Source organism: Micromonospora sp. NPDC018662, assembly GCF_044391475.1.
In the GTDB taxonomy this organism is placed as follows: domain Bacteria; phylum Actinomycetota; class Actinomycetes; order Mycobacteriales; family Micromonosporaceae; genus Micromonospora.
Map to the genome: position 1 here is coordinate 163,431 of NZ_JBISAC010000004.1, position 24,904 is coordinate 188,334.

Genomic DNA, 24,904 nt, shown 5'->3' on the forward strand with positions numbered 1-24,904 from the left:
GGCTCACGCCGCCACCGGCACGTACGCCGATTCGTCGCACCACGGCACGGCGCCGACCGCGCGGGCCAGCCGGAGCCCGGCCTCCCGATGCGCGGCGGCCGCCGCCGGCTCGCCGAGCGCCACGGCGAGTTCGGCGAGCGTCTGGTCCACCGGCCCGAGCGAGATCGACCCGCACTCCAACCCGGCGAAGCGTCCGGCCCACGGCAGCAGCTCCCGGTAGCAGCGTTGTGCGGCCGGGACGTCGCCGAGCCGGGCGGCGACCTGCCCACGCACCGTCATCCAGTACAGCCAGAGGTAGTCGGGACGGATCGGGGCCTGCGGTCGCCAGACGGCCCGGGCCCCGGCGCGGTCCCCGGCGGAGAGCAGCGCGTGGGCCAGCACGTCATGGGTGTCGTCCGGCACCCGCGCGTGCACCTGCCGGATCTCGCCGACCACCTCGTGCCCGCGCCCGGCGGCGGTCAGCACGGTGAACCGGCCCATCAGCCCCATCGCCGCCGCGTTCGGGCCACCGACCCGGCCCATCCGGTCGCTGATCTCCGCGTAGCGGCGCGACGCCTCGTCGAGGTCGCCCCGGAACAGTGCGCAGAGGCCGGTGAACCAGCCCATGACGGCCAGGATCAGGCCGAGCTGGCCGGTGGTGGCCTGCTCGACCGCCTGGTCGACGTGGTGTCGGGCCCGGTCGAAGTCGGCCTCGGCGAGCGCGGCCTGGTAGAGGATGTGGTGGGCCTCGCAGCGGTACGCGGTGAGGCCGGCGGCCTCGGCGACCGCCAGCAGTTCCCGGCCCACCTCGGGCAGCTCGGCACGGTGCGCGGGAGCGACGGTGACGAAGTAGCGGGCGTTGAGCGCGCGGCAGAGCACGGCCGGGTCGTCCTGCCGGCGGGCCAGCGCGAGCGCCTCCCGGGTGACCTCGTCGGCGCGCTCCTGGTCGGCGCCCTCGATCTCGAACGCCAGCACGCTCAGCAGCCGGGACCGCAGCGCCGGCCGGTCGTCGCCGACCCGGGACAGCTCCCGCTCCAGCAGCCGGACCAGGGGCTCGTCCACCAGGCGGTCGGGCCGGATGGTCCAGGTGACCGGCGCGTCGTAGCAGGTCAGCGCCGCGTGGACGGCCGCCGGATCGCCGGTGCCGGTGGCCAGCCGTACCGCCTCGGCGCGGGCGGCGCGGGCGGTGAGCACGTCACCGGCGAGTGCGCCGGCGGTGGCCAGGTGGCAATGCAGGTCGAGACGGGTCCGGACCGACGTGGCCGGCGCCAGGTCGACGGCGCGCAACGCGCCGGCCCAGAGCGTGGCGGCCTCCCGCGGGGCGCCCAGGTCACCGGCGCGGCGGGCGGCGGCGGCGAGGTGGCCGATCGCGTCGGCGGCGGAGGCCGGGGTGAGGGCCGCGAGCGCGTGCCGCCCCATCGCGGCCACGTCGTCGACGCGCTGCTCCCGCAGCACGGCGAGGACGCGGCTGTGGATCCGGGTACGTCGCAGCAGCGGGACGCTGTGATAGAGCGCGTCCCGCATCAGGGCGTGCGCGAACCGGACCCGACCCGGCGCGGGCTCGACCAGCAGGCCCGCGGTCACGCCGGCCTCCAGCCCGTCGAGGACCTGGTCCTCCGGGCCGCCGTCGACCGCGAGCAGCGTGTCGATGTCGGCCGTCTCCCCGAGGACCGCGGCCTGCCGCAGCACCGTGCGCGCGCCGGCCGGCAACCGCGCCAGCCGACGCGCCAGCACGTGACCCAGGCCGGCGGGGACGCCGTCCAGCGCCGCCGCCGGTCCTTCGGCCGCGATCAGCTTGGCCAGCTCGACGGTGAACAGCGGATTGCCCGCCGCGCGGTCCCGGACCGTCCGCAGCAGCTCGGCGTCGGTGCTGTCCACGCCGTGCCGGCGCAGCAGTTCGCCGACGGCGTCCGCGTCGAGGCCGCCCAGCTCACAGTCGACCGCCGGCACGCCGGCCAGCGCGGCCCGCGCCACCGTGAGGTCGTCGGTCACCTCGTCCGGCCGATACGTCGCCACGACGAGGACCGGCGCCCCGGCGAGCGCGGTGGCGAGATGGCGGAGGATCCGCAACGTCTCGCCGTCGGCGCGGTGCACGTCCTCGACCAGCAGGAGCAGGGGGCCGCGATCGGCCAACCGGGTCAGGTAGGCGGCCAGCGCCTGCCGGAGGTGGAACTCGTCGTACTCGCCCCGGGCGCCGGCCGGCGTGTCGGTCTCCAGCAGCAGGCGCAGGCCGTGGGCCTCCGCCTCGTCGAGCGGGAGATGCCGGCGGGCGGCGGTGACCACCTCGCGCCAGGCCCAGGCCGGGGGTGCGCCCTCCACCTGCGGGCAGGTCCCGGTCACCGGGCGCCAGCCGTCCACGGCGAGCGAGTCGGCGAGGTGGTGCGCCAGCGTCGACTTCCCCGCGCCGGCCTCGGCACCGACCCAGCAGATGCCGAGGCCGGCCTGGGCGGCGCGGGCCGCCGCGGCGCGCAGCCGGGCCACCTCGGCCGCCCGGCCCAGCGGCCGCTCCGGGTGCGCTCCGGCGGTCGGGGCGGGGACGGACGTCGTGGCCGCACCCGGCGGCCCGGCAACGGCCTCCGGCCGGGGGACGACGGCGGCGGGCGCCTCCAGGCGGGGACTCTGCCGCAGCAGGTCGGTCTCCAGGTCCCGCAGCTCCCGGCTGGGGTCGATGCCCAACTGCTCGGCCAGCACCGCGCGGACCGCGCGCAGCACGTCGAGCGCGTCCGCCTGCCGCCCGAGGCGGTAGAGCGCGACCGCCAACAGCATGGCGGCCCGTTCCCGCAGCGGGTGCTCGCGCACGTGCGGATCGAGGTCGAGCACCACCTCGCTCGGGCGGCCCAGGTCGAGCAGCAGCTTCGCCCGCTGTTCGACCGCGCCCAGTCGCAGCCGGGCCAGCCGCTCGCGCTCCTGGTCCGCCCACGGCTCGCCGGCGAACTCGGCGTACGGCGTGCCGCCGTCCCAGCAGGCGAGCGCCGCGTCCAGGCCGGCGACCGCCGCGGCGGGCCGGTCGCCGGCGTCCGGGACCGCCGCCCGAAGCTGCGCCTCGAAGCGCCAGGCGTCCACGTCGGTCACCGGCAGCCGCAGCGCGTAGCCGGGAGCGACGGTGACCAGGATCCGGGCCGGGGCGCGGGACGGGCGGTCCGGTTCCAGCGCCCGGCGCAGGTTCGACACGTACACCTGAAGCGCCGCCTGGGCCCGCGGGGGCGGGTCCGAGGACCAGAGATCGTCCACGAGCCGGTCGACCGACACCGGGTGGCCGCCCCCGGCGACGAGCCGGGCCAGCACCGCGCGCTGCCGGGGCGCGCCGAGGTCGATCGTGGCGCCGTCGTGGATGGCCCGCACCGGGCCGAGCACGCCGATCGTCGTCACGCCGTGACCCTATCTGGGCGGGTCCACCGTGGAGATCATCCATCCGACAGTCCCGGCCAGCGCGCCAAGCCGGCGTTAAGCACCCGCCAACTCCGGCCCGGCTCGATGGAGACCGCACTCGCCCCGCGACCGCGGGGCGTCGGGGAAGGGACATCCATGAGAACCAAGAAGGGCCACCCTCGCCGGTGGCTCGCCGCGGTGACCGGTGTCGGTCTGGTCGTCGGGCTGGCCGGGCCGGCGGTCGCCGCCGACCCGGTCACCTACGACGAGCAGGCCGTGCACCACGCCCTGTTCGCGGCCGTCGTCCAGGTCCGGGAGGGTGGCACCCGGGGTCTGACGGACGCCGTGCTCGCCGCCGAACTCACCGACTGGCGTGCCGCGCACCCGGCCGCCGACACCGCCGCCGTGCAGGCGCACCTGGACACCGTCACCGCCCTCGTCGGGCCGCTCGTGTCCGACGAGTCACCCGGGAAGTTGCACCTGCTGGGCGTGGCCATGGAGAAGCTCGCCGGCAGCGGCGACGCGCACCTCGGCGGCCCGGCGGTCAAGGGACTGCTGCGCAGCACGACCGGCGAGGAACTCGGCGGGATCGTGCCGCCGATCGAGCAGATCCGCAGCGGCACCCAGGACTACATGTGGGAGATGCTGTCCCGGGGCGCGTTCACCCAGGCGTGGGCCGGGCTGCACGCCCGCGCCGCCGCCGACCCCGTGGTCACCCAGGTGTGGAACGCGGCGGTCGGCGCCCGGCTCGGCGTACGCCTGGACACCCCGGCGGACGAGCTGGCGCAACTGCCCGACCTGAGCGGCCACCTCAACCTCGCGGCGATCACCGCGAAGCGGTACGACAAGGACGCCTACCGGGCGGAGATCCAGGCGCAGTTCGACGTGGCACTCGCCGAGCTGCGCGCGCGGACGGCGGCCGCGGTGACCGACGCGGTGGCCCAGTCCGACCGGTTCCCGGTCGGCGGGCCGGACAAGCCGACCAGCGCCGACGAGGCCGCGGCCCGCGCCAAGGCGGAGGCCGACCGCAAGCTCAACGAGAAGCTCGGTCAGGCCGTCACCGTGCTCGGCAAGCTCGCCGGGATGGTGGACAAGCAGTTCGGCCGGCAGATCGAGACCATCGCCAAGGCGGTGGTCGGTGCCATCTCGGCCATCACCACCTACACCGCGGCCATCTCGGCCGCCGGGATCACCACCGCGGCGCTGGCGATGTCCACGTTCACGCTGGTCGGCGGCCTGGTGGGGGCCGCGATGATCCTGCTTCCGCTGTTCACCTCCGGCGGTGGCGCCGACGACGGCACCGGCGTGCAGATCGCCGCGCTGCGGGACCAGATCAACCGGCTCGCGGCCGGGATGGACAAGCGGTTCGACCGGATCGAGAAGATGCTCGGCGCGATGTACGACGGGCTGAGCGCCCAACTGACCGCGCTCGCCCGGGATCTCGCCGAGGTGCGCGCCCAGATCACCATCATCGCCGGCCAGCTCATCGTGCTCGACCAGCGGGTGGACGGCCTCGCGCTGGCCAGCCAGGCGGCGTTCGAACAGATCGCCCAGCAGCCGTTGCGGACCAGCATCGACCGGTACGTGCACCGGGAGGCGCGTACCGGGTCGGCGATCGACTCCTTCGCGACCTACTTCGACCAGGGCGACTCACCGACGCGGACGTTCGCGGCCGATGCGGCGCGGCAGGCGCCCTACGTCGTCCCGACCGGCACGTCGCTGGCCGACCCGGTGTCGACGGTGAACCTCGCCCTGCCGTCCGGCGCGATCGACTACCTGGCCCAGTGGGCGGGCGCCCGGGGCATCGCGCTGACGCCCGCCCCCGGCGACGCGCCGGCCGGTGGGGTGGCGAACCCGTCGGCGTGGCTGCTGGGCGCGCGGGCGAACCTCATCCTGCAACTGCAGAACCCGCAGTACGCCGCCCAGGTCGGCGCCGCCGAGACGCAGAGCACGATCGCGGCCGGTGACGCGGTGAACCGACGGGTACGCCAGTTCAGCGCCCCGGCCGCGGACGGTGGCACCAACGCGTTGTTCCAGCGGCTCATGGCCGACTACCGGGCGGCCACGGGCCAGTGGAAGACGGCCCTCGAGGAGGTGGGTCGGGCGGTGCGCTGGGTGGAGACCGACCGCGACTACGACATGTGGGGCAGCGTCGACCAGGACATCCCGGCGGACGGCCGGATCGCCGACGTGGCCAGCATGCCGTCCTGTGGGCAGGGCCCCGGCGCCAGCACGCCGAGCCGGGTCAACCGGTCGGCGCTGCCGAACGTCTACCACCTCGCCAACTACGCGATGGCGCCCGCGCACCGGCCGGAACTCCGCTCCTGCCTGGACGCGGACTTCGTCGACGTGGAGGTGATCGAGGGTCCGCGCACCCAGCGGACCAACGCCGACCTGCAACTCGTGGTGCGGCAGCAGGCCAAGTGGCTGGGCGGTGACTGGCAGGACGTGCGGACGGTGACGTGGAAGACGCACCTGACCGACGTCTGCCTGTGGGACCAGCGGTCGAACCCGCCGACCGGTTACTGCCGGGAGCCCGACTACTACATCAGCCGGAAGTGGGACTCGACGTACCGGCCCGCGCTGGACAGCAGCGGGATCGTGGTGGACAACGCCGCCGCGCTGGCGCTGGCGCGTACCAAGGCGCGGGCCATGCTCACCGGCAAGCAGCGCTACTTCTACCGGGTGGCGGCGCTCGGCACCGGCGTCGACCGGCCGGCGGCCGGCACCTGGTCGGTCTCCCAGCAGCTCTGGGACGCCGGGAAGAAGGTCTCCGACACGGTACGGATGCTGCAGATCTTCTCCGAGCTGGGCTGGTCCTCGGCGCTGGAGCGGGACGACGTGCTGCACGGTCAGCTCTTCGGCGACCGGTCGCTGCCGGCGGACTACCGCCTGCCCCGCAGCCAGAACAGCTACAACACCGGGTCGCTGCACCTGTTCAACGCCTACCAGCGGGCGTTGGCGAACTACGCCACCTGCACCCAGACCCTCGACTGGGACCCCTGTCAGGGCGACGTCTCCGGGCTCGACCCGATGCGGGGGCAGGAGCGGTTCACCGCCGGCTGCCCGGCGGCCCCGGCCGCCGAGGCGCCCGACGACCCGCTCGGCTCCTGCGTCGTGCAGGCCGGGGCGACCGGCGCCGGCGTCCTCGCCGAGCGGTACGCCTACTGGTCCGGCCGGATCAAGACCGGCGGCCATCAGGAAGGCCTGGCGCCGCTGAAGACGGTCGTCGGCCTGCTGCGGGCGACGAACGTCAGCGTGCACGCGGCCTGACCGGGAGCCGGTCCGGGGGCCCACCGCCGTGGTGGGCCCCCGGACCGGTGGGTCGGACGGCGATGACGCGAGGAACCGTCGGCATGACGACAGCGGGGCGGGCCGTTCAGGGGCGCGGCCCGCAGACCCGTTACGGCACACTCGGCTGCACGTCGCCGACGCCGCCCGGGCGCGTGGGTCCGGCGGGCCTTCGACGGGCTGGTCCGACGACGGGGAACGGAGACACAGATGACCTACCCACCGCCGCGCTACCTCGGCTCCACCGGCGAGACCAGCGCGACCTACCGCCCGGCCGACGCCGCGCCCGACCTGCGCCACGCGAGCGGCGGCGGGGCGCACTACCTGGCCACCGGCGCGACCACCAACGGCCGGTTCGGGCTCTACCGGTGGGACATGGGTGCCACGCCCAGCGGCCCGGAGCCGCACTTCCACCGCAGCATCTCCGAGTCGTTCTTCGTGCTCAGCGGCACCGTCCGCATCTACGACGGGCGGCGCTGGATCGACACCGGGCCGGGCGACTTCGTGCACGTGCCGGAGGGCGGGGTCCACGCGTTCCGCAACGAGTCCGGCCGGCCCGCGTCGATGCTGCTGCACTTCGCGCCGGGCGCGCCCCGGGAGGGCTACTTCGAGGGGATACGCGAGCTGGCGGAGCTGAGCGAGGAGGAGCGGACGGAGTTCTTCCTCCGCCACGACACCTACTGGGTGTGACCGCGCCGGTCAGCTCATGTCGACGTCGTACGCCTCCTCGCGCACGTCCGAGTCGGGGTGCCGGCGCAGCGCGATCACCAGGCTCCGCCACGGTTCCGTCCACCCGGTGACCGCCCCGTGCCGGACCAGCGTCACCGCGAACAGCCCTCCGACGAGGTCGCCCCGGCCGGCCAGCCGCGCCACCACGTCGCGCAGCCCGGGCACGTCCGGCCATTCCGGGAGGCCGCGCAGCCGTGCGCCGGCCCGCTCGGCGGTGCGGACCGCGAGGACCGGCCGGTCCGCGCAGAGCGCGGCGACCTCGTCCAGGTTGTCCAACCGGCCCAGGTCGACCAGCAGGCCGGTGGCCGTGCCGACGAAGCCGGGCCGGTCGGCGAGCCACCGGGCGGCGTCGACCAGCGCGCTCCGGTCGGCGTCGGCCGGCCGGTGCGTGGACCGGACGGCGGCGCCGCGGGCGAGCACGTCGACCCGCCGCCGGGCGGGCCGGTCGTCGGCCGGGTCGCCCGGCCGGTCGTCGGCCGCGTCCAGGTCGACCAGCCGGGCCAGCGCGATGCCGAGCACCCCGTCGCCGCCGGCCCGCAGCAGGTCGGCCACCGCGATGCCGGTCAGCGTCTCGTCCAGGTCGGTGAGCCGATCGACGACCAGGTCGGTGACGTCGGCCAACCAGGGCGACCAGTCCCCGAGCTGATCGAACGCGGCGCGTCGGACCTCCCGGTCGGGGGCGCGACACGCCCCGACGACGAGCGCGGCGTAGCGGGGTCGGTGGCGTTCCGGGATCCAGTAGGGATAGGCGCCCAGGACGGCGCGTCGTTCCTCGCGGCTGCCGTCGACCGCGGCACCCAGCACCGCCCAGCTCTCCTCCGTGCTCAGCCGCTGCCGGGCCGCGGAGACGATCGCCGCCCGCAGGTCCCGGTGCGTGCCCGGCGCCGCGTACGCCTCCCGCAGCGTCACCATCGCCGACGGCGGCCCGTAGCGGGCCAGCAGCCGGGCCGCCTCCTTCCGGCTGGTGATCTTCGCGGTGCCGGTGCGCACCAGCGCGCCGAGCGGGTCGGCCAGCCGGGACGGTGGGACGTACCGGGCGGCGCGTCCGGCCGCGTACAGCGCGACCCGCGCCCGGTCGGAGTCGGCGTACCGGAGCAGCACCGGCAGCGCCTCGTCCGGCCGGTCGGTCCGGACCAGCGCGCCCAGCGCCGCCTCGGCGATCGGCACCTCGGACGCGTCGAGGTGGCGCCGGACCAGCGCGCGCCCGGCCGCGCCGACGCCGGCGGCGGCCTGGATCGCCGCCACCCGCTGCCACACGCCGTGGCCGGGGTCGGCGACGACCAGCTCCTGCAGCGCCACGAAGCGGGCCTGCTGGCGGGGCAGCCAGCGCGCGGCGCCCGGGGCGACGAGGGGCACCCACCGCGTCCCGGCCGTGACGAACCGGCCGCGCGGGTGACGGTCCAGCGCCCGGTCGAGCAGGTCGGTGCGGGCGGTGCCGACCGTCTCCCACACCGGGTGCAGCGTCACCGCCGACGCGTCGACGTCGAGCACCTCGGCCACCCGCTCGGCGCGGGTGCTCGGATCGGCGAGCCACAGCGCGATCGCCGTCCGCGCCACCGAGGGCAGCGTGTCCGGGGCGAGTGCGCGACGCAGCAGCTCCTGGAGCGCGGGCAGCCGCCAGGCCCGCTTGCCCAGCGCGTGGGTGAGCGCGAAGAGCGGACCGTAGCGGTCGCGCGTCATGCCGGCCTCGACCCAGCCCCGTAGCCGTTCGAAGACCATGGTCTCCTGCCCGCGCCGCAGCACCCGGTCGAAGCGGCGCAGCACCGGCACGGTCGCGCCGCTGCTCACCAGGTCGATGGTGAGCAGCGCCCACCCGCGCAGCGGCGCCACGTCGACGTGGTGCGCCAGGACGTCGACGGCGAGGCGGCTCAGCGCCGTCGTGGTGGCGGCGGAGGCGTCCCGCGCGTCGACCGCGTCCGTGGTCACCTGCGTGAGCCCGTCCGACGCGTCGGCGGTGAGCAGCGGCGCGACCCGGGGCAGCGCGGTGAGCGCGGCCGCGCGTACCGGATCCTGCTCGTTGCGCAGCCGGCCGAGCCGGACGACCAGCTCGGCCACCACGCGCGGGTCGCGGGAGCGGCGGGCGGCGGCCACCAGCAGCGCCCAGCCCGCGGCCCGCTCGTCCGCGTCGCCGGACCGCAGCGCCACGTCCAGCGCGGCGGACGCGTCCGGCCAGGGCAGGTACGCGCTCCACGCGCGCACGTCGGCCTCCCGTTCGCGGATCCGCGGCAGGCTCAGCACCCGGGTCGCCTCCCGGACCCGGACCGCTGCCGGCAGCACGTCCATGACCTCGGCGGCCGGCACCAGGAGCGTGGTGTCGGTGTCGGCCAGCGCCAGGTCGTACAGCTCGCCGCGCCGGCTCGGCGCGACGGCGGCGAGCAGCGCCGACAGGCTCCGGTCGTGGTCCCGGAACCGGGCGGCGAGCGGCGCCAGCTCGCCGGTGGGCAGCGCCGCGAGGCGCCGTAGCAGCGCCGGCGCCAGCCCGGTCCGCGCCAGCCAGGCCGCGCGTCCCGGCGTCGTGAGCAGGCGTACGACGCGGCCGGCGTCGTATTCGGCGAGCCGCCCGTACGCGACCGGTGCGCCGGGCAGCGACTGCTCGGGTGCGTACCGTTCGAGCAGGTCGAGTGCTTCCGCCGGATCGCATCGCAGCACCGCGCCGGCGGCCTCGCCCCAGATCCGGGCGCGCTGCTCGGGCGGGGCCGCGGCCAGCCGCTCGCGGGTCCGGGCCAGCAGCGTGCCGGCGTGCCGCCGGACCAGTCGCTCCAGGTCGAGCGCGTGTTCCAGCTCGGGCAGCAACTCCCGTACCGTGCCGGTGCCGCAGGCCGGCAGCAACGCCGCGGCCTCCTCGTCGCCGAACCGGTCGCGTACCTCGGTGATCAGCGCGTCGGCGACGGCCGGCGCGGGCCGGCGGCGCAACGTGCGGTAGATCCGCCGTCGTTCGACAGCGGGTCGGTCGGCGAGGTCGCCGGGCGGCGTGCCGGCGCGCAGCGCCACGGTGAGCGCGGTGGCCCGGATCGACGGCTGCGGGTCGTGGGCCGCGGCGGCGACGGCGTCGCCGTCGGCGACCACCATGGCGGCGATCAACGCGAGTCGCCGCGCGTAGGCGTCCTGGCCGCGCAGGTCGGCGCAGACCTGGGCACGGTCGGGCGCGGTACGTGCCCAGTCGGCGAGGCGGCGCATGCGGGCGCGGTGGGGGAGTGGGTCGAGCGACGTCAGCAGGGCGTGGGTGGCGGCGAGCACGACGCCCATTGTGCCGGGCGCCGACCACGCCCCGCAATTCCTATAGAAATTGCGGATTTTCAGCGTACTCCCAGGTTTTCTCCGATTGACATTAATGGGACCGTCGGGGATATTCCTAGCGGCGCATCGGGGCGCGGGGCGAGCGGTGGAGTCTGCGGATTCCGACTGCCCGACGTGCGCGTAAAAGTCGGTGTGCCCTGCTCCGCGGGGTGCGGATAGGTTTGGAAGAATGATCAATCGCGCCGTCGAATTCGCCAAGCACAATACGCCGAACTCCATGCGCGTCGCGGCCCGGCGGGCGCAGATGGAAACGCGCAACACCCGGATGCGGCTCACCGTTCCAGTCGTTTCCCGCAGCGAATTCGACAACGTCTTCCACTGCACCGTCCGCAAGACGGGCAGCCAGTGGATCAAGGCGTTGTTCAGCGACCCGGCCGTCTACCGGCACTCCGGGCTGCTGCCGTACGACCCGCGCTTCTACTCCGGCGGCGCGACCGCACCCGTCCCGCGCGGCCGGGTGGGCCTCGCGATCTTCCTGTCCCACAAGCGCTTCGAGGCGGTGCCGAAGGCCGGCACCTACCGCGCGTTCTTCGTGATCCGCGACCCGCGCGACGTGGTGGTGTCGAGCTACTTCTCGCTGCGGAACTCGCACGCCCCGATGGGCGACATCCCGCAGGCGCGCCGGGCCCTCCAGGAGAAGTCGAAGAAGGACGGGATGCTCTACGTCATCGACCGCCTCCGCGACAAGAAGCAGTTCGGGCAGATGCGTTCGTGGGCGGTGGCCCCGGCCGCCGAGACGTTCCGCCTGTTCCGCTACGAGGACCTGACCGGCGACCGGCAGGCGGAGGAGGTGGACCGGCTGATGCGGCACTGCGGCATCACGCTGCCGGCGTCCGACCTGGCCGCCCTCCTGGCCCGCTACAGCTTCACGAAGATGAAGAAGGACAAGGAGACGCCGGGCCGGATCTCCCACTACCGCAAGGGCGCGGCCGGCGACTGGCGCAACCACTTCGACGACGACATCTACGCCGCCTACACCGCAGCGGCCGGCGACCTGGCCGAGGTGCTGGGCTACCCGGCCCGCGACGCGGCCGTCTCCCGGCCCGACGAGCAGGAATCGGCGGCCCGGTAGCGCCCCGGTCGCCGTATCCTGCTGCCGTGGAGCTGCGGTTCACCACGCGCGCGTCCGACTCCGCATGGGTCGACGCGGTGTGGACCTGCACCAGCGCGCGGGTCACGGAGATGACGTCGGTGGCGACCGCGTGCTGGGGCCTGGTGTTCTGGGAGCGCGACGGGCAGCCGTACGCGAGCGTCTCGGGGCCCGAGACCGGCACGGGCGCCGCGCCGGTGCCGGAGGGCGCGACGTTCGTCGGCATCGAGTTCGCGGTGGGGACGTCGCTGCGCGTGCTCCCCGCACCGGCCCTGGTCGACCGGGGCGCGGCGCTGCCCGACGTCACCCGCCGGACGTTCCGGCTGGCCGGCGACCGGTGGGAGACGCCCGGCCCGGACGACGCCGAGGCGCTCGTCGACCGGCTGGTCCGGGCCGGCGCGGTGGGGCGCGACCCGTTCGTCGCCGAGCTTCGCCGCGGCCACCGCCCGTACGCGTCGCCGCGTACCGTCGAACGCCGGTTCCGGGCGGCGACCGGGCTGACCCAGGGCGCCGTACGGCAGATCGAACGCGCCCGGGAGGCCGCGACGCTGCTCGCCACCGGCGTTCCGGTGGCCGAGGCGGTCACCCGGCTCGGGTACGTCGACGAGCCGCACCTGGCCCGCGCGCTGCGCCGGTACGTCGGGCGGACGGCGGGGCAGTTGCGCGCGGGCGGCGGCGGCCCGATCGCGCTGGACCTGGGTCAGTGGACCACGTCGTAGATCAGCTTCAGCACGCCGTTCGGGTAGGCCGCGGACTCCCGCAGCCGCAGCATCTGCTTGTCCCGGTCGGCCGCGCTGAACAGGCTCTTCCCGGCGCCGAGCAGCACCGGGAAGACGAGCAGGTGGTAGCGGTCGAGCAGACCGGCGTCCGACAGGCGCCGGGCGAGTTCCGCGCTGCCGTGGATGAAGATGGCGCCGCCCTCGCCCCGCTTGAGGGCGGCGACGTCCTCGGTCGAGCGCAGGATCGTCGTCGGACCCCAGCCGTCCACCAGCGCGTCGTCGGTCAGGCCGGACGAGACCACGTACTTCGGCAGCTCCCGGTAGTCGGCGTGGTCGTCGGAGTCCCGCCATACCGGCGCGAACGCCTGGTAGCTGCGCCGGCCGAACATCAACGCCGTGGTGTCCGCGAGTTCCTCGCCCTTGAGTGCGAACGCCTCCGGCACGAACTCGAGGTCCTTCACCACCCAGCCGCCGCTGCGGTGCTCCTCGCCCGGCCCGCCGCCGGGGGAGTCCACCACGCCGTCGAGCGACAGGAAACCGGTGTACACAAGATCACGCATGGGGTGAGGCTAGGAATCCGGACGGCCCGCTGTCTTGTACGGAAACGACAATCCGCGAGGATCGGGGGCAACCGGGACGCCCGTCAGGAGACCGCGGCCCGTACCAGCTCCGTGAGCCGCTTCTCCACCGCCGGGCTCCACCGCAGCAGCGCGTACGACGCCGGCCACATGTCGCCGTCGTCGAGGTTCGCCGCGTCCTGGAAACCCACTGTCGAGTAGCGGTAGTTGAACTTCCCGGAGTCCTGGAAGAAGACCACGATCTTGCCGGCCGCGTTCGCGTACGCGGGCATGCCGTACCAGGTCTTCGGCGACAACTCCGGCGCGTTGGCGGTGATCGTCACGTGCACGCGCTCGGCCAGTTCGCGGTCGGCCGGCGCCATCTGCGCGATCCGGTCGAGGAGCGCCTGCAGCTCGTCGGCCTTCTTCGCGCCCTTCTTCCCCTCGGCGCGCAGCTCGGCGGCGCGCTCCTTCATGGCGGCGCGTTCCTCGGCGCTGAAACCCTCGGACATCTCGATCCCCCCTCGTCACGGCGGCCGGTGCCGCTCAGGAGGAACGCTATGGCTCGACGGGGCCGGGCCGCTTCTCGATTCCTGATCGGTTCGGGAGTAAGGCGGGGCCCCCGCTTAACGCCTCCGGTATAGAAGGGGCCCCTTCTCACACGTCAGGCGTACGGGGGGACAGCCGGCAGCGTCACGGCGGCCTATGATCCGGCGATGACTGAGCTGTCGGCCACCCCCACCGAGGCCGAGGCGTTGCTCTCGGTCCTGGAGCGCAACCGGCGGACCTTCGCCTGGAAGACGTCCGGGCTCGACGAGAAGGGACTGGGCGCGACCACGGCCGCCAGCGCGATGACGCTCGGCGGTCTGGTCAAGCACATGGCCCTGGTCGAGGCGGACTGGCTGGCCGTCAAGCTGGCCGGCCAGGAATACGGCCCCCCGTGGAACGGCGTCGACGTCGACGCCGACCCCGACTGGGAGTGGCGCACCGGCGCGACCGACGCTCCGGGCGAGGCGTACGCGTTGTGGCGCGCCGCGGTCGAGCGCTCCCGCACGCTGGTGGCGGCCGTGATCGAGGAGCGTGGCCTGTCCGGGCCGGCCGCCTTCACCTGGCCGGACGGGCGCACGCCCACGGTCCGCGCCATGATCCTCGACATGATCGAGGAGTACGCACGCCACACCGGGCACGCCGACCTCCTGCGCGAGGCGGTGGACGGGCGGGTCGGCGAGGGCGCGCCGCCGGGCTTCACGCTCTGAGGCGGGTAACCGGCGCGTGAGTCGATGAGTTTGGCATGCTGCGGCGGTCTACCCGCCGAACTCACCTGACCTGAAGGAGCACTGCGATGGCGAAGGTCATCTCCACGTTGTTCATCTCGGCCGACGGCGTCGCCGAGATCGACCCGGACTGGCACTTCCCCTACTTCGACGACAACATGGGTCGCGCCGTCACCGAGGACTACGACACCTCCGACGTGCTGCTGATCGCCCGTCCGACCTACGACAGCTTCGCCGGCGCGTGGCCGGAGCGGGAGGCCGCCGGCGGCGACGACGCGCCGTTCGCCAAGCAGCTCGGCGACATGCGCAAGGTGGTCGTCTCCCGCCAGCCGCTGGAGTTCACCTGGCGCAACTCGGAGCTGGTCCAGGGCGACCTCGTCGACGCCGTGACCGCGCTCAAGGCCGACGCCGGCATCAAGGGCATCCTCATCCCCGGGTCGATCTCGGTGGTGCAGCAGTTGCTCGCCGCTGGCCTGGTCGACGAGCTGCGGCTGCTGGTGCACCCGGTCGCGGCCCGCAAGGGACGCAAGCTGTTCGACGAGGGCGACAGCCCGTACCACCTGCGGGTGACCGCGACGGAGGCGTACCCGACGGGTGTCCTCCGGGTGATCTACGCGCCGGCCGGGGCGCCGGGCCAGGCCGGCTACGACGACGCGAAGGAGCAGTTGGCAGCCGGGAGCTGACGGCGGGGCAGCGGCGGGCCGGCACGCCGTGGCAAGATCCGCGGCGTGCGTCTTGGCCCGTTGCTCCTGAGTGGTGCGGCGGTGTGCGCCGTGCTGCACGCCGTCGGTGTCCTGGTGGCCCAGCCGGTGTGGCGCGGCGCCGAGGTGCTGAGTCTCGCGTTGCTCCTCGCGTACGCGGTGGCCCGAGGGCTGCCGGTGCCGCGCTGGTCGCTGCCGGCGGCGCTGGCGGTGCTGCTGGTGGACGCGGTGCGCACCATGCCGGCGGCGCCGGGCCCCCGGGAGTTCGGGTGGGTGGTCTACGGCGCGATCGAGCGCGTCGACGTCACGGCCGGCTTCGAGTCGGGGCTCGTCGCGTGCGGGGCGGCGCTGGTCGCGACGGTGCTGCTGCTGGTCGGGTGGCGCGGTCGCGTCACGCGGGGTCCGGTGGTGGTCGCCGCGCTGGTGGCGGCGGCGATCGTCGGCTACGCGACGGTCCGGGTCGTCGACCTCCGGCGCGACCTGCTCGCCGAGGACCGGTCGCGTCCGGGCGGCCCGGACACGGCGGACGCGGTGAGCGCGGTGGCCCTCGCGGTGCTGCCGGCGCTCGCCCTCGCGCTGACCGCGCTGGCGCTCGCCGCGCTGCTGGCCGGCCGGGGCCGGCGACTCGCCGCCGCCGGTGCCGCGCTGCTGGCGCTGGTCGCGTTGCCGCTGATCGACACCGGCATCGGCGCGGTGGCGCTGCCCTACCCGGTGTTCGTCCAGGCCGGGGTGCTGTACGCCGTCACGCCCACGACGGTCCTGCCCCAGCCGGTGCCGGCGCTCACCGTGGCGGTCGAGCTGACCGCGTACCTGCTGCTCGTCGTGGGCCTGACCGGGGCGGACCGCAGCGAACCGGCGGTGCCCGCGCCGGCCGCCGGATAGCCGCTCAGTCGAGCAGCGCCAGCAGCGCGTGCAGTGCCGGGTTGGTGCTCTCCACCGGCCAGGCCAGCCCGACGTCCACGGTGGGCGTCGGGGCGGCGAACCGGCGCAGCCGTACGCCGGGTAGCCGCAACGCCCGGGCCCGGCCGGCCGGCACGGCCGCGACCACCTCGCCCTCCGCCACCGCGCGCAGCAACTGCTCGTCGTCCGGCTCCTGCCGGACCAGCCGGAAGCCGCCGCGCGGCCACACCTGGGCGATGGTCCGGTCGAACATGCCCGGCCCGTTCTCCCGTGGCCACATCACCGCCGGTAGGTCGGCCACCTCGGCCCGGCCGATCCGGCGGCGGCCGGCGGCCAACGGGTGGCCCGCCGGCAACGCCAGCAGCAGCTCCTCGGTGTCGACCGTGCGGCAGGCCAACGCGGGCTCGTCCACGGGCGGCCGGACGAACGCCGCGTCCAACCGGCCGGCGAGCAGGCCGGCCACGTTCGGCGCGGTCCAGGCCGTCTCGGAGACCAGCTCGACGCCGGGGTGGGCGGCCCGGAACCGGGTGATCAGCGCGTCGACCCGGCCGCCGCGCGCCGACCGGGTGTACGCCAACCGCAGCCGACCACCCCGGCCGCGCGCCAGGTCGCGGATGCGGGCGGTGGCGGCGTCCACGTCGGCGAGCAGCCGGGCGGCCTCGTCGGCGACCCGGGCGCCGACCTCGGTCAGCGTGCAGCCCCGGCTGGTGCGGTGCAGCAGCGGCACGCCGAGCTGCCGTTCCAGTGCCCGGATCTGCTGGCTGAGCGCGGGCTGGGCGATGCGCAGCCGGGCCGCCGCACGGGTGAAGTGCAGCTCGTCGGCGAGCACCACGAACGAGCGCAGCCGGCGCAGGTCCGACCACGCGCCCGGGGCCTCGACCATGCCGCCCATCATAAGCGCCGCTTATCGCCGCCGGTCCGATCCGTCTTGGACGGCACCGCCGCCGGGCGGTCACCATCGGCAGCACATCGACGGTACGAGTGACGGGGGCGGACCCATGACGACAGCGGACGTGGTGGTGGTCGGCGGTGGGGTGATCGGGATGACGGCGGCGGTCACGCTCCAGCGACGCGGCGCGCGGGTCACCGTGCTGACCGCCGACGACCCGGCGGACATCGTGTCCACGGTGGCCGCCGCGGTCTGGTACCCGAGCCACACCGAGGCCGATCCGCGGGTGCTGCGCTGGGCCCGGGACACGCACGCCGAGCTGCGCCGCCAGGCCGCCGACGGCGTGCCCGGGGTGGTGGACCGGCCGACCCGGATGTGGTTGCGCCGCCCCTACGCCGGGCCGCCGTGGTGGGCCGACGCCTGCGGTGACCTGGTGGTCGAGCCGGCCCGGCCGCCGTACACCGCGTTGCTGCGGTTCACCGCGCCGACCGTGGAGATGAACCGCTACCTGACCTGGCTGCACCGCCAGGTGGAGGCCGGCGGCGGCCGGATCGTCCGGCGTGCGCTGGACACGCTCGCCGAGGCGTACGAGGTCGCGCCGACAGTGGTCAACGCGACCGGACTGGCCGCCGGCCGGCTCGCCGCCGACCCGGCCGTGCACCCGGCGCGTGGGCACATCGTGCTGGTGGCGAACCCCGGCCTGACCGTCTCGGTACGCGACGAGGACGACCCGGCCGGTGTCACGTACGTGCACCCGCGCCGGCACGACGTGGTGCTCGGCGGCACCTACCAGCTCGGGGTGGGGCACACCCGGCCGGACCCGGGGACGGCGGCGGCGATCCGGCGTCGCTGCGTCGCGTTGGTGCCGCAGTTGGCGGACGCGCCGGTGCTGGGGGAGCGGATCGGGTTGCGACCGGTCCGGCACGGCGGGCCCCGGGTCGAGCGGGATCCCGGCGGCGGGCGGCTGGTGCACGCGTACGGGCACGGCGGGGCGGGGGTGACGCTGTCCTGGGGCTGCGCGGCCGAGGTGGCGGACCTGGCCCTGGCCGGCTAGGAAGCGTCTCGCGCGCCGCTTGACGAGTCACTTGCATTTTGCAAGCATGGCTCCATGAGTCTCTTCATCACCTGCCCGGTCGAGAGCGTCGAGCGCGCAACCGCCTTCTACACCGCCCTCGGCTGGACCCTCAACGCCGAGATGTCCGACCACAACGTCTCGTGCTTCGCGATCGCCCCGGAGCAGTACGTCATGCTCGGCAGCCGCGAGATGTACGCGAGTGTCGGCGGAGTCGAAGAGCTGATCGGCGGACCTCATACGCCCTCGAAGGTCACGGTCTCGTTCGACCTGGGCAGCCGCGAGGCGGTCGACGAGCTCGTCGACCGCGCCGGCGCCGCCGGCGGGCGGATCGGTGACACGGACGACTATCCCTTCATGTACCAGCGCCAGTTCGACGACCCTGACGGATACCACTACTCACCGTTCTGGATGAAGGCGGACGTCGATCCGACCGCGTGAGCGACCTCGCCGCGGCCCTCGACATCGTCGGAGCACGGTGGGCCCTGCTCATCGTGGAACGGCTGCTCGACGGGCCACAACGCTACGGCGATCTGCAGCGCGACCTCGGCGTGCCGACGAACATGCTCGCGACACGCCTGCGCGAGCTCGAAGCGGCTGGCGTGCTGCTCCGCCTGCCCCTTCGACACAACACCCGGGCCTATGCGCTGACCGATCGCGGGTTCGCCCTGCGCGAGGCGATCGTCGCACTCGGCAACTGGGGCAAGAACGACACCTAGGAGGCGTTTGGCCTGATCAGCCCCCTCGGCGCCTGTCGACCGGAGAGCGTGGACGACTTAGTTCAGCTGCTCGGCCAGCGCGACGATGATGCCGCTCGGCCCGCGCAGGTAGCAGAGCAGGAAGCTGTCCTCGAAGCGCGTCACCTCGCCGACGAGTTCGGCGCCGTGTGGGCGGAGGCGGGCGAGGGTGTCCTCCAGGTCGTCGACGGCGAACATCACGCGGTGCAGACCCCGCGTGTTGGCCGGGGTGACCCTCGGCTCCGGCACGATGGCCGTCGGGGAGTGGTACGTCACCAGTTCGAGCCGGCCCGGCGCGTCCGGGATCCGCATCATCGCGATCTCGCTCCGCATGTCGTCGAGCCCGACGACCTTCCCCGCCCAGCTTCCCTCGATCGGCATCCGGCCCTCCAGCTCCATGCCGAGCGCGGTGAAGAAGGCGACGGCGGCGTCGAGGTCGTCGACCACGATACCGACGTTGTCCATGCGTTGAATCGTCATGACCCCGAGGGTAGGACGGGGGACCGACGGTTGGCGTTGTGCGCCGCGACCAGCCCCGGCAGTTCGTCCAGCGACCCGATCCGGAACAGGCACCGCTGCGCCACGGCCGGTAGGTCGAGGATGTGCCCCCACGGGCCACGCCGGATCAGGCAGGCCGGCATGCCGGCCGCCATCGCCGCGCCCGCGTCGTTGTCGGGCCGGTCGCCGACGTAGAGGATCGATGACGGGTCGACGCCGGCCGCGCGGACGAGCCGCGCGAAGAACGCCGGCGCCGGCTTCGCCACGCCCCAGCCGTGCGACGTGCCGATCACGTCCACCGGCAGGCCGAGCGCGTGCAGGCTCGCCTCGGCGTGCGCCGGCTGGTTGCCGGCCAGGCCGACGAGCAGTCCCTGTTCCTTCAGCGCGGTCAGGCACGCCCGCGCGTCCGGATAGAGGTCCTCCTCGCCGAACGACTCCGGTCGGCCGGCCGCGACCCGACGCGCCAACTCGGCCGCCAGGTCGAAGTCGGGCCGGAAGGTCCGGAACGCCGCCTGCCAGTCCTGCCCCCGGGCGATCACCGCGCCGAGGACGGCGGAGAACGTGTGCCGGGGCACGCCGAGCCAGTCCGCCCAGTCCGCGAACTCGCGCGACTCGTCGAGGATCGTCCCCCCGACGTCGAAGAAGACCGAGCGGATCATGGCGGCGGGTCGCGGCGGAACCGCGTGGGGATCTTACGCATGTCGACATGGTCGCACCGGGCGCCCCGAGGACGCGACGCATTACCGCCGTTCCCGCCCCGCCACCATGGACGGTGGCGGGGCGGGTGAGTCAACTTACTCGCCGGCGGCGCGTTCCCGGTCGGCCTCCGCGTCGGCGGCGCCGACCGGGGTGCCGTCGCTGTCCCGGGTGGCCCCGGACAGGTCCACGTCGGCGCCGGCCCGCGCGGCGTCGGCCGCCGCGTCGTCCGCGCCGACGACCTCACCACCGCCGGTCCCGCCGTCGTCCTCGACCAGCCGCCCGGCGGCGGCCAGCCCGATCGGTGCGTACCTGGGGTCGGTCATCTCGTCCTCCTCACCGGTGCTCCTGTCCCACCGGTACCCCACGAGCACGCCGACGAACCGACAGCAGCAGCCCGGCCGCGACCAGCACCGCCCCGACCGCTGCCGCGTACCCGGGCAGACTCGCCGGGATGCCCAGGTAGACGGTGATGCCGAGGATGCGGGACAGCCCCCACGGCAGCAACGCCATCTGGTCGTTCCACACCGTCAGCGCGCGCTCCGTGCCGATCCACGCGATCAGCCCGGCGAGCACCGCGAGCGGCACCCCGCCGGCGGTGAGCGTCAGCCCGGCGACCCGCCGGCGGGCCATGCCGTACCGGTCGCGCAGCACCACGGCGGTCGCCACGAACAGCCAGCAGAACGCCGCCACCGCGACGGTCAGGTAGACCGCCCGGCGGGCCGGCGCGGCCCAGAACACGAACCAGTAGCCGCCCGGCCCGCGCCCGGCCAGCACCGCCAGCAGCAGCACGCTGCGCAGCAGCGCCACGCCGCCGACGACCGCCCCCAGCGCGAACGGGTCGCGCCGCCCCACCGCCAGGCGCGCCACCAGCGCGAACAGCGCCCACCCGCCGAGCGTGACCAGCAGGTGCGCGGGCGCGGCGAACCAGGTGAACACCAGCCGGCTCGCCACCAGCACCACGGCCGGCACCAGCCAGACCAGCACCCGGTCCAGTCGGGACGTCGGCACCGGCAGCGCCGCCACCCGCCACGGCCGCAGCGCGCCGAGCAGCAGCGCCCGCGCCGCCGGGCCGCCCGGTCCGCGCCCGCGCAGCCCGAGCGCCACCACGGCCACCACCAGGACCAGCAGCGCCCGCGCCGCCCAGGCCATCGCCGGGTCGCGGTCCGCCCGCTCCGCGCCGAGGTCGGCCGCCGTGAAGCGGTACGCCGGCAGGTCGACGTCCCCGCCGTAGCGCTGCCGGTGCCGGTCCCGCGCCTCCCGGTAGTCGCCGGCGGCCGACCGCCAGTCGGCGTACGCGGTGCCGGAACCGGTGTCCAGCCACTGCGCGTGCCGCAGCACCATCGTCCGGTAGGCGGCCAGCGTCACGAACAGGTCCACCTGGTAGTCGAGCGTGTCGACGAACCGCGTGCGCAGCCCGGCGTCCCGCCACGTCGCCGGGTCGGTGCCGGCGACCAGCTCCCGCATCCGCCGGGCCGTGGCGACCGCCGCACCGCCCTCGGCGACCGCCGCGTCGACCCGGTCGCCGGTGACCGCGTAGATGCTGTCCAGCGCCGCGGAGTCACCGGTCGGGATGTCCCACTCGAAGATCCACATCATCGGCGGCGGTTCCAGCCCGAGCGCCCGCACCGACGTGGCCGCGTACGGGCCGATGTAGAGGCCCGTGGTGACCGCGGCCCGGGACAGCGCCATGGCCCGCCCGATCGCCGCGACAGTGGCCGGGTCGGCGGAGAACGTCCGGTACGCCCACTCTGCCGTCACCTGCGCCGGGTCGGCGTCCGGGTCCCAGGCCAGCCGCGCCACCGCGTACGTGTTCAGGTCGTAGAGCTGCCAGAACCCGGCGCGCAGGTAGAGCGACATCGGCCCGGCGCGCAGCGGGCCGCCGTCCTGGGTCCAGTTCCACACGCCCTCCACGTGCGGGTTCGCGGCGAGGAACGCGCGCAGCGCCGCCCGGTGCAGCGGGCCGAGGTCGTTGGGCAGCGCGCCGAACCCCTCGAACTCGCGCCGGGCCTGGAACTCCACGATCCGCCGGTGCGCGCCGCCGAACAGGGTGGTGTTGAACGGCAGGTGGCTGTAGAAGTCGCCGAGCGTGTACTTGGTGGAGACGATCAGGTGCGGGTCGTCGAACCCGCCCAGCACCTCGGCGTACGAGTCGGGGTTGGTGTGCAGGTCGCCGACCGCGCCCACGCCCACCGTCCAGGTGCGGAAGATGACCTCCCTGTCGGCCGCCCCGGCGGTGTCGAGCAGCGCCCGCAGCATCGCGCGGACGCCCTCGGCGGTGGTGACCGCCAGCTTCGAGCCGTAGTCCCAGCCGCTGCCCGCGTACACCTCGCCGCCCTCGCCGATGCGGACCATCAGGCCGGCGACGAACGGCATGCTCGCGAACAGCTCGGCGAGGCCGGCCCGGTAGACCGCCCAGAGCCGGGGGTCGGTGGCGTCCAGCCCGCCCACGGTGCGTTCCAGGTACGCCTCCAGCGGCGGTGACACCGCGAGCATGTCGGTGAGCAGGAAGACCTTCAGGCCCATCTCTGCGGCGTACCGGAAGACCGGCCCGAACGCCGCCACCATCGCGCGGGCCCGGTCGACGTGCGGGTCGCCGGCCGGATAGACCGCGTGCCCGTCGCCGACGCCGGCGAACGTCACGTACTCCAGGAAGCCGGGCACCACGACGCCGTTGTAGCCCTGCGCCACCGCGTGGTCCACGAACTGCCGGAACTGCGCGTCGATGCGCGCCACCGCCGCGGCGTCCACCCACGGCGCCCGGGGCAGCAGCGCCGAGGTCACCACGTCCGTGTTGAGGCGGTAGTCGTCGCCGGCCGCGAACGCCGCCCGGTCCGGCTCGCGCCCCACCGAGCCCGCGTCGGTCAGCCGCAGCCCCAACCGGGGCGTCACCGGCCGGCCCGCCTCCGCCGCCGGCAGCACCTCGGCGCCGGAACGGATCCGGTCGGCCAGCCGGTAGAGCCCGGCCGCGACCCCCGCCAGGTCGCCGGTGACGCTTAGCTCCGCCCGACGCACGTCGATCCGGTACGACTCCGGAGTTCCGCCGGCACGCAGCTCCGCCCGCAGTTCAGTCACCGTCGACATCCTCGCGGCGTCCTTGCCGGTTTCGTTCGAGCTGGTCGCGCTCGGGCCGGTTCCGCTCGGGCTGGCCGTGCCGGTGTTCGTGGGCGGGGTGGGTGCCGGCGGCGTGGTTCGGGGCGGCGTGGTTCGGGGCGGCCCGGTCCGGGGCGGCGTGGTCCGGGGCGGCGCGGTTCGGGGCGGCGCGGTTCGGGGCGGCCCGGTTCGGGGCGGCGCGGTCCGGATGACGGCGGGGCGGGGCCGGCCGCGAGTGGCGAGCGCGTCGGCCACGGCGGCTGCGGCCTTCGTCGTGCGGAGCTGGTCCGGCACCACGATCGAGGTCAGCGGCGGCACCGGGGCGGGTGCCCGGGTCGGCGCGGCGACGGCAATCTCGCGCGGCACGTCGGCCGGAGTGTGGCGCAGCCCCAACGTGTCGTCGACGCCCCAGGCCACACCCGCGCCGAGCAGCAGCACGACCACAGCGGCGGCGACCAGCCGGTACGGGCGTCCAACATGAGCCACGCCCGCATCCTAGTGGCGGTCGCGAGCCGCAGAGATCTTGGAAGGAATGTGCCCCTGGAGGGGCCATTTTTTACCAAGATCTCTGCGGTTCTCACGGGTGTCGCCGTCAGGGGCGGGGGAGGCGGCTGGTGCGGGTGGCCGCGACGAACCTCGTCCAGTTCGTTGGGTCGAAGCTCAACGCTGGGCCCTTTCGGTCCTTGGTGTCCCGCACGCCTACCGAGTCGGCGAACCCCGCCACCTCGACGCAGTTGCCCTCGCCACCGGACCGGGACGACTTTCGCCACACACCGTCACGTTCCATGGGCCATCTCCTTCCTGGAGCTGCCATCGCGCGTCCGCCTATGGCATTGGGTTGTCGATCATGGAGTTGTGGTGCCTGACAAATGGCGTGAGACCGGCATTCGGGGAGCCACAACTCCATGATCGATGGGATGGGTGTCGGTGGGTCAGGCGCGGGGGAGGCGGCTGGTGCGGGTGGCCGCGACGAACCGGGTCCAGCTCGCCGGGTCGAAGCTCAACGCCGGGCCCTGCCGATCCTTGGTGTCCCGCACGCCCACCGCGTCGGCGAACCCCGCCACCTCGACGCAGTCGCCGTTGCTGCCGGATCGGGACGACTTGCGCCACACCCCGTCACGCTCCATGGGTCATCTCCTTCGCAATCGCCGTGATCAGCTCACGGGACTCATCCTCATCGAACGCCCGCTCGACAAGTGAGCACCACGCGTCGTCGTAGATCTGGATCTCGTGTGGTTTGTCTAGGTAGACCGCACCACAGGGGCCATCCATGTAGATCGTTGTGGGCTCTGGTTCCCGGACCTCGGTCGGAAAGTCGAGCATCGTGAAGGTGCCGGTGGACGCCCAACGTGACAGTCCCGCGTCCAACGGGAGCACTCGAAGGCGGATGTTGTGTCGCCGCCCGTTCACCACGAGCGCCTCCATCTGCCGAGCCATGGCTGCTCGGTCACGCAGCGGCCGGCGTAGCACCGCCTCGCTGAGGATCAAGTCCAAGTAGGGCGCTCTCGGCACTGCACGGGCCAACAAGCGCTGTCGACGCAGCCGAACGTCAATCTTTGCCTGGCGCTCGACCTCGGATAGGCCAGGCTGGTCAATCTCGATCAGTTCGCGCATGTACTCGACCGTCTGCAAGAGCCCGGGAATCAGGTCGGCTTCGTACTTCCGGATCTTCGTCGCCGCGGCTTCCAGGCCCACGTAGAGCTTGAACCAATCCTCTACCGCCGCGCCGTAGCTGTGCCACCAGCCGTGGGCCTTGGTCTCCCGGGCCAGCGCCCGCATCGTCTCGATCGTCTCGCGGGACGCGCCGTACACCCGGCACATCGCCTCCACGTCGTTCGGGTGCATGGGGACCTGGCCCGTTTCGTAACGCCAGATCCGGGGCGTGGACCATTCCAGTTCCTTGGCCGCCGCGCTCACCGTGATGTGCGCGTCTTCGCGAATCTCTTTCAAATATCTGCCGAGTTGCCTACGCGGGACGGTGCTTCCCGAGTCGTCCACGTCATCTCCTTTGCT

22 protein-coding genes are annotated in these 24,904 nt (G+C 74.3%); 10 read left to right on the forward strand and 12 right to left on the reverse strand.

Features of this window, described 5'->3' with window-relative positions; translation table 11 throughout:
- Positions 1-3: 3 nt before the first annotated feature.
- Positions 4-3,348: a BTAD domain-containing putative transcriptional regulator gene (locus ACH495_RS14400; RefSeq protein WP_396858182.1), complete on the reverse strand. Its 3,345-nt coding sequence runs from the start codon at positions 3,346-3,348 to the stop codon at positions 4-6.
- A gap of 156 nt (positions 3,349-3,504) precedes the next feature.
- Between ACH495_RS14400 and ACH495_RS14405 the strand changes: the two genes are divergently transcribed.
- Positions 3,505-6,621, forward strand: coding sequence for a hypothetical protein (locus ACH495_RS14405; protein ID WP_396858183.1), 3,117 nt, complete (start codon positions 3,505-3,507; stop codon positions 6,619-6,621).
- Positions 6,622-6,849: 228 nt separating this feature from the next.
- A complete protein-coding gene (locus tag ACH495_RS14410; RefSeq protein WP_396858184.1) occupies positions 6,850-7,329 on the forward strand; it encodes a cupin domain-containing protein in 480 nt (159 codons plus the stop codon).
- Between the two features lie 9 nt (positions 7,330-7,338).
- On the opposite strand, the gene ACH495_RS14415 is transcribed toward ACH495_RS14410, so the two are convergent.
- Entirely contained in the window at positions 7,339-10,614 is a 3,276-nt protein-coding gene (locus ACH495_RS14415) for a hypothetical protein (RefSeq protein WP_396858185.1), read from the reverse strand.
- A gap of 220 nt (positions 10,615-10,834) precedes the next feature.
- Between ACH495_RS14415 and ACH495_RS14420 the strand changes: the two genes are divergently transcribed.
- Complete coding sequence (locus tag ACH495_RS14420; protein ID WP_396858186.1) at positions 10,835-11,737, forward strand: sulfotransferase domain-containing protein; 903 nt, start codon at positions 10,835-10,837, stop codon at positions 11,735-11,737.
- A 26-nt stretch (positions 11,738-11,763) separates the two neighbouring features.
- A complete protein-coding gene (locus tag ACH495_RS14425) occupies positions 11,764-12,474 on the forward strand; it encodes a helix-turn-helix domain-containing protein (RefSeq protein WP_396858187.1) in 711 nt (236 codons plus the stop codon).
- Here ACH495_RS14425 and ACH495_RS14430 read toward each other — a convergent pair.
- A complete protein-coding gene (locus ACH495_RS14430; protein WP_396858188.1) occupies positions 12,456-13,034 on the reverse strand; it encodes a dihydrofolate reductase family protein in 579 nt (192 codons plus the stop codon). The two genes, ACH495_RS14425 and ACH495_RS14430, sit on opposite strands and share 19 nt — an antisense overlap.
- A gap of 83 nt (positions 13,035-13,117) precedes the next feature.
- Positions 13,118-13,543, reverse strand: a complete 426-nt coding sequence (locus ACH495_RS14435; RefSeq protein WP_396858189.1) for an iron chaperone — start codon at positions 13,541-13,543, stop codon at positions 13,118-13,120.
- A gap of 204 nt (positions 13,544-13,747) precedes the next feature.
- Here ACH495_RS14435 and ACH495_RS14440 point away from each other — a divergent pair, with 204 nt between their 5' ends.
- The 3 genes from ACH495_RS14440 (at position 13,748) to ACH495_RS14450 (ending at position 15,888) form a co-directional block, all read left to right on the forward strand.
- Entirely contained in the window at positions 13,748-14,287 is a 540-nt protein-coding gene (locus ACH495_RS14440; protein ID WP_396858190.1) for a DinB family protein, read from the forward strand.
- 86 nt (positions 14,288-14,373) lie between these two features.
- Positions 14,374-14,988, forward strand: coding sequence for a dihydrofolate reductase family protein (locus ACH495_RS14445; protein ID WP_396858191.1), 615 nt, complete (start codon positions 14,374-14,376; stop codon positions 14,986-14,988).
- Positions 14,989-15,033: 45 nt separating this feature from the next.
- Positions 15,034-15,888, forward strand: a complete 855-nt coding sequence (locus ACH495_RS14450) for a hypothetical protein (protein WP_396858192.1) — start codon at positions 15,034-15,036, stop codon at positions 15,886-15,888.
- A 4-nt stretch (positions 15,889-15,892) separates the two neighbouring features.
- On the opposite strand, the gene ACH495_RS14455 is transcribed toward ACH495_RS14450, so the two are convergent.
- A complete protein-coding gene (locus ACH495_RS14455) occupies positions 15,893-16,789 on the reverse strand; it encodes a LysR family transcriptional regulator (protein WP_396858193.1) in 897 nt (298 codons plus the stop codon).
- 115 nt (positions 16,790-16,904) lie between these two features.
- On the opposite strand from ACH495_RS14455, the gene ACH495_RS14460 reads away from it, so the two are divergent.
- From ACH495_RS14460 to ACH495_RS14470, 3 genes are read left to right on the forward strand one after another with little or no spacing between them, the layout of a single operon-like run.
- Positions 16,905-17,849, forward strand: coding sequence for an FAD-dependent oxidoreductase (locus tag ACH495_RS14460; protein WP_396858194.1), 945 nt, complete (start codon positions 16,905-16,907; stop codon positions 17,847-17,849).
- 54 nt (positions 17,850-17,903) lie between these two features.
- Entirely contained in the window at positions 17,904-18,308 is a 405-nt protein-coding gene (locus tag ACH495_RS14465; RefSeq protein ID WP_396858195.1) for a VOC family protein, read from the forward strand.
- A complete protein-coding gene (locus ACH495_RS14470) occupies positions 18,305-18,586 on the forward strand; it encodes a winged helix-turn-helix transcriptional regulator (protein ID WP_396858196.1) in 282 nt (93 codons plus the stop codon). Before ACH495_RS14465 ends, ACH495_RS14470 begins: the two co-directional genes overlap by 4 nt.
- A gap of 57 nt (positions 18,587-18,643) precedes the next feature.
- Here ACH495_RS14470 and ACH495_RS14475 read toward each other — a convergent pair whose 3' ends face one another.
- The 7 genes from ACH495_RS14475 to ACH495_RS14505 all read right to left on the reverse strand — a co-directional run bounded on the left by ACH495_RS14475 (position 18,644) and on the right by ACH495_RS14505 (position 24,889).
- A complete protein-coding gene (locus ACH495_RS14475) occupies positions 18,644-19,084 on the reverse strand; it encodes a VOC family protein (RefSeq protein ID WP_396858197.1) in 441 nt (146 codons plus the stop codon).
- A complete protein-coding gene (locus tag ACH495_RS14480; protein WP_396858198.1) occupies positions 19,081-19,761 on the reverse strand; it encodes an HAD family hydrolase in 681 nt (226 codons plus the stop codon). The genes ACH495_RS14475 and ACH495_RS14480 overlap by 4 nt, the downstream gene beginning before the upstream one ends.
- A gap of 135 nt (positions 19,762-19,896) precedes the next feature.
- The gene (locus tag ACH495_RS14485; protein WP_396858199.1) at positions 19,897-20,124 is read right to left on the reverse strand and encodes a hypothetical protein; all 228 of its coding nucleotides are present in this window, start codon (positions 20,122-20,124) and stop codon (positions 19,897-19,899) included.
- Between the two features lie 10 nt (positions 20,125-20,134).
- The gene (locus ACH495_RS14490) at positions 20,135-23,377 is read right to left on the reverse strand and encodes a hypothetical protein (protein WP_396858200.1); all 3,243 of its coding nucleotides are present in this window, start codon (positions 23,375-23,377) and stop codon (positions 20,135-20,137) included.
- Positions 23,378-23,483: 106 nt separating this feature from the next.
- On the reverse strand, positions 23,484-23,663 hold the full coding sequence (locus ACH495_RS14495; protein WP_396858568.1) for a DUF397 domain-containing protein: 180 nt from the start codon (positions 23,661-23,663) through the stop codon (positions 23,484-23,486).
- 160 nt (positions 23,664-23,823) lie between these two features.
- The gene (locus tag ACH495_RS14500) at positions 23,824-24,003 is read right to left on the reverse strand and encodes a DUF397 domain-containing protein (protein ID WP_396858569.1); all 180 of its coding nucleotides are present in this window, start codon (positions 24,001-24,003) and stop codon (positions 23,824-23,826) included.
- 4 nt (positions 24,004-24,007) lie between these two features.
- Complete coding sequence (locus ACH495_RS14505; RefSeq protein WP_396858201.1) at positions 24,008-24,889, reverse strand: helix-turn-helix domain-containing protein; 882 nt, start codon at positions 24,887-24,889, stop codon at positions 24,008-24,010.
- Between the last annotated feature and the right edge of the window lie 15 nt (positions 24,890-24,904).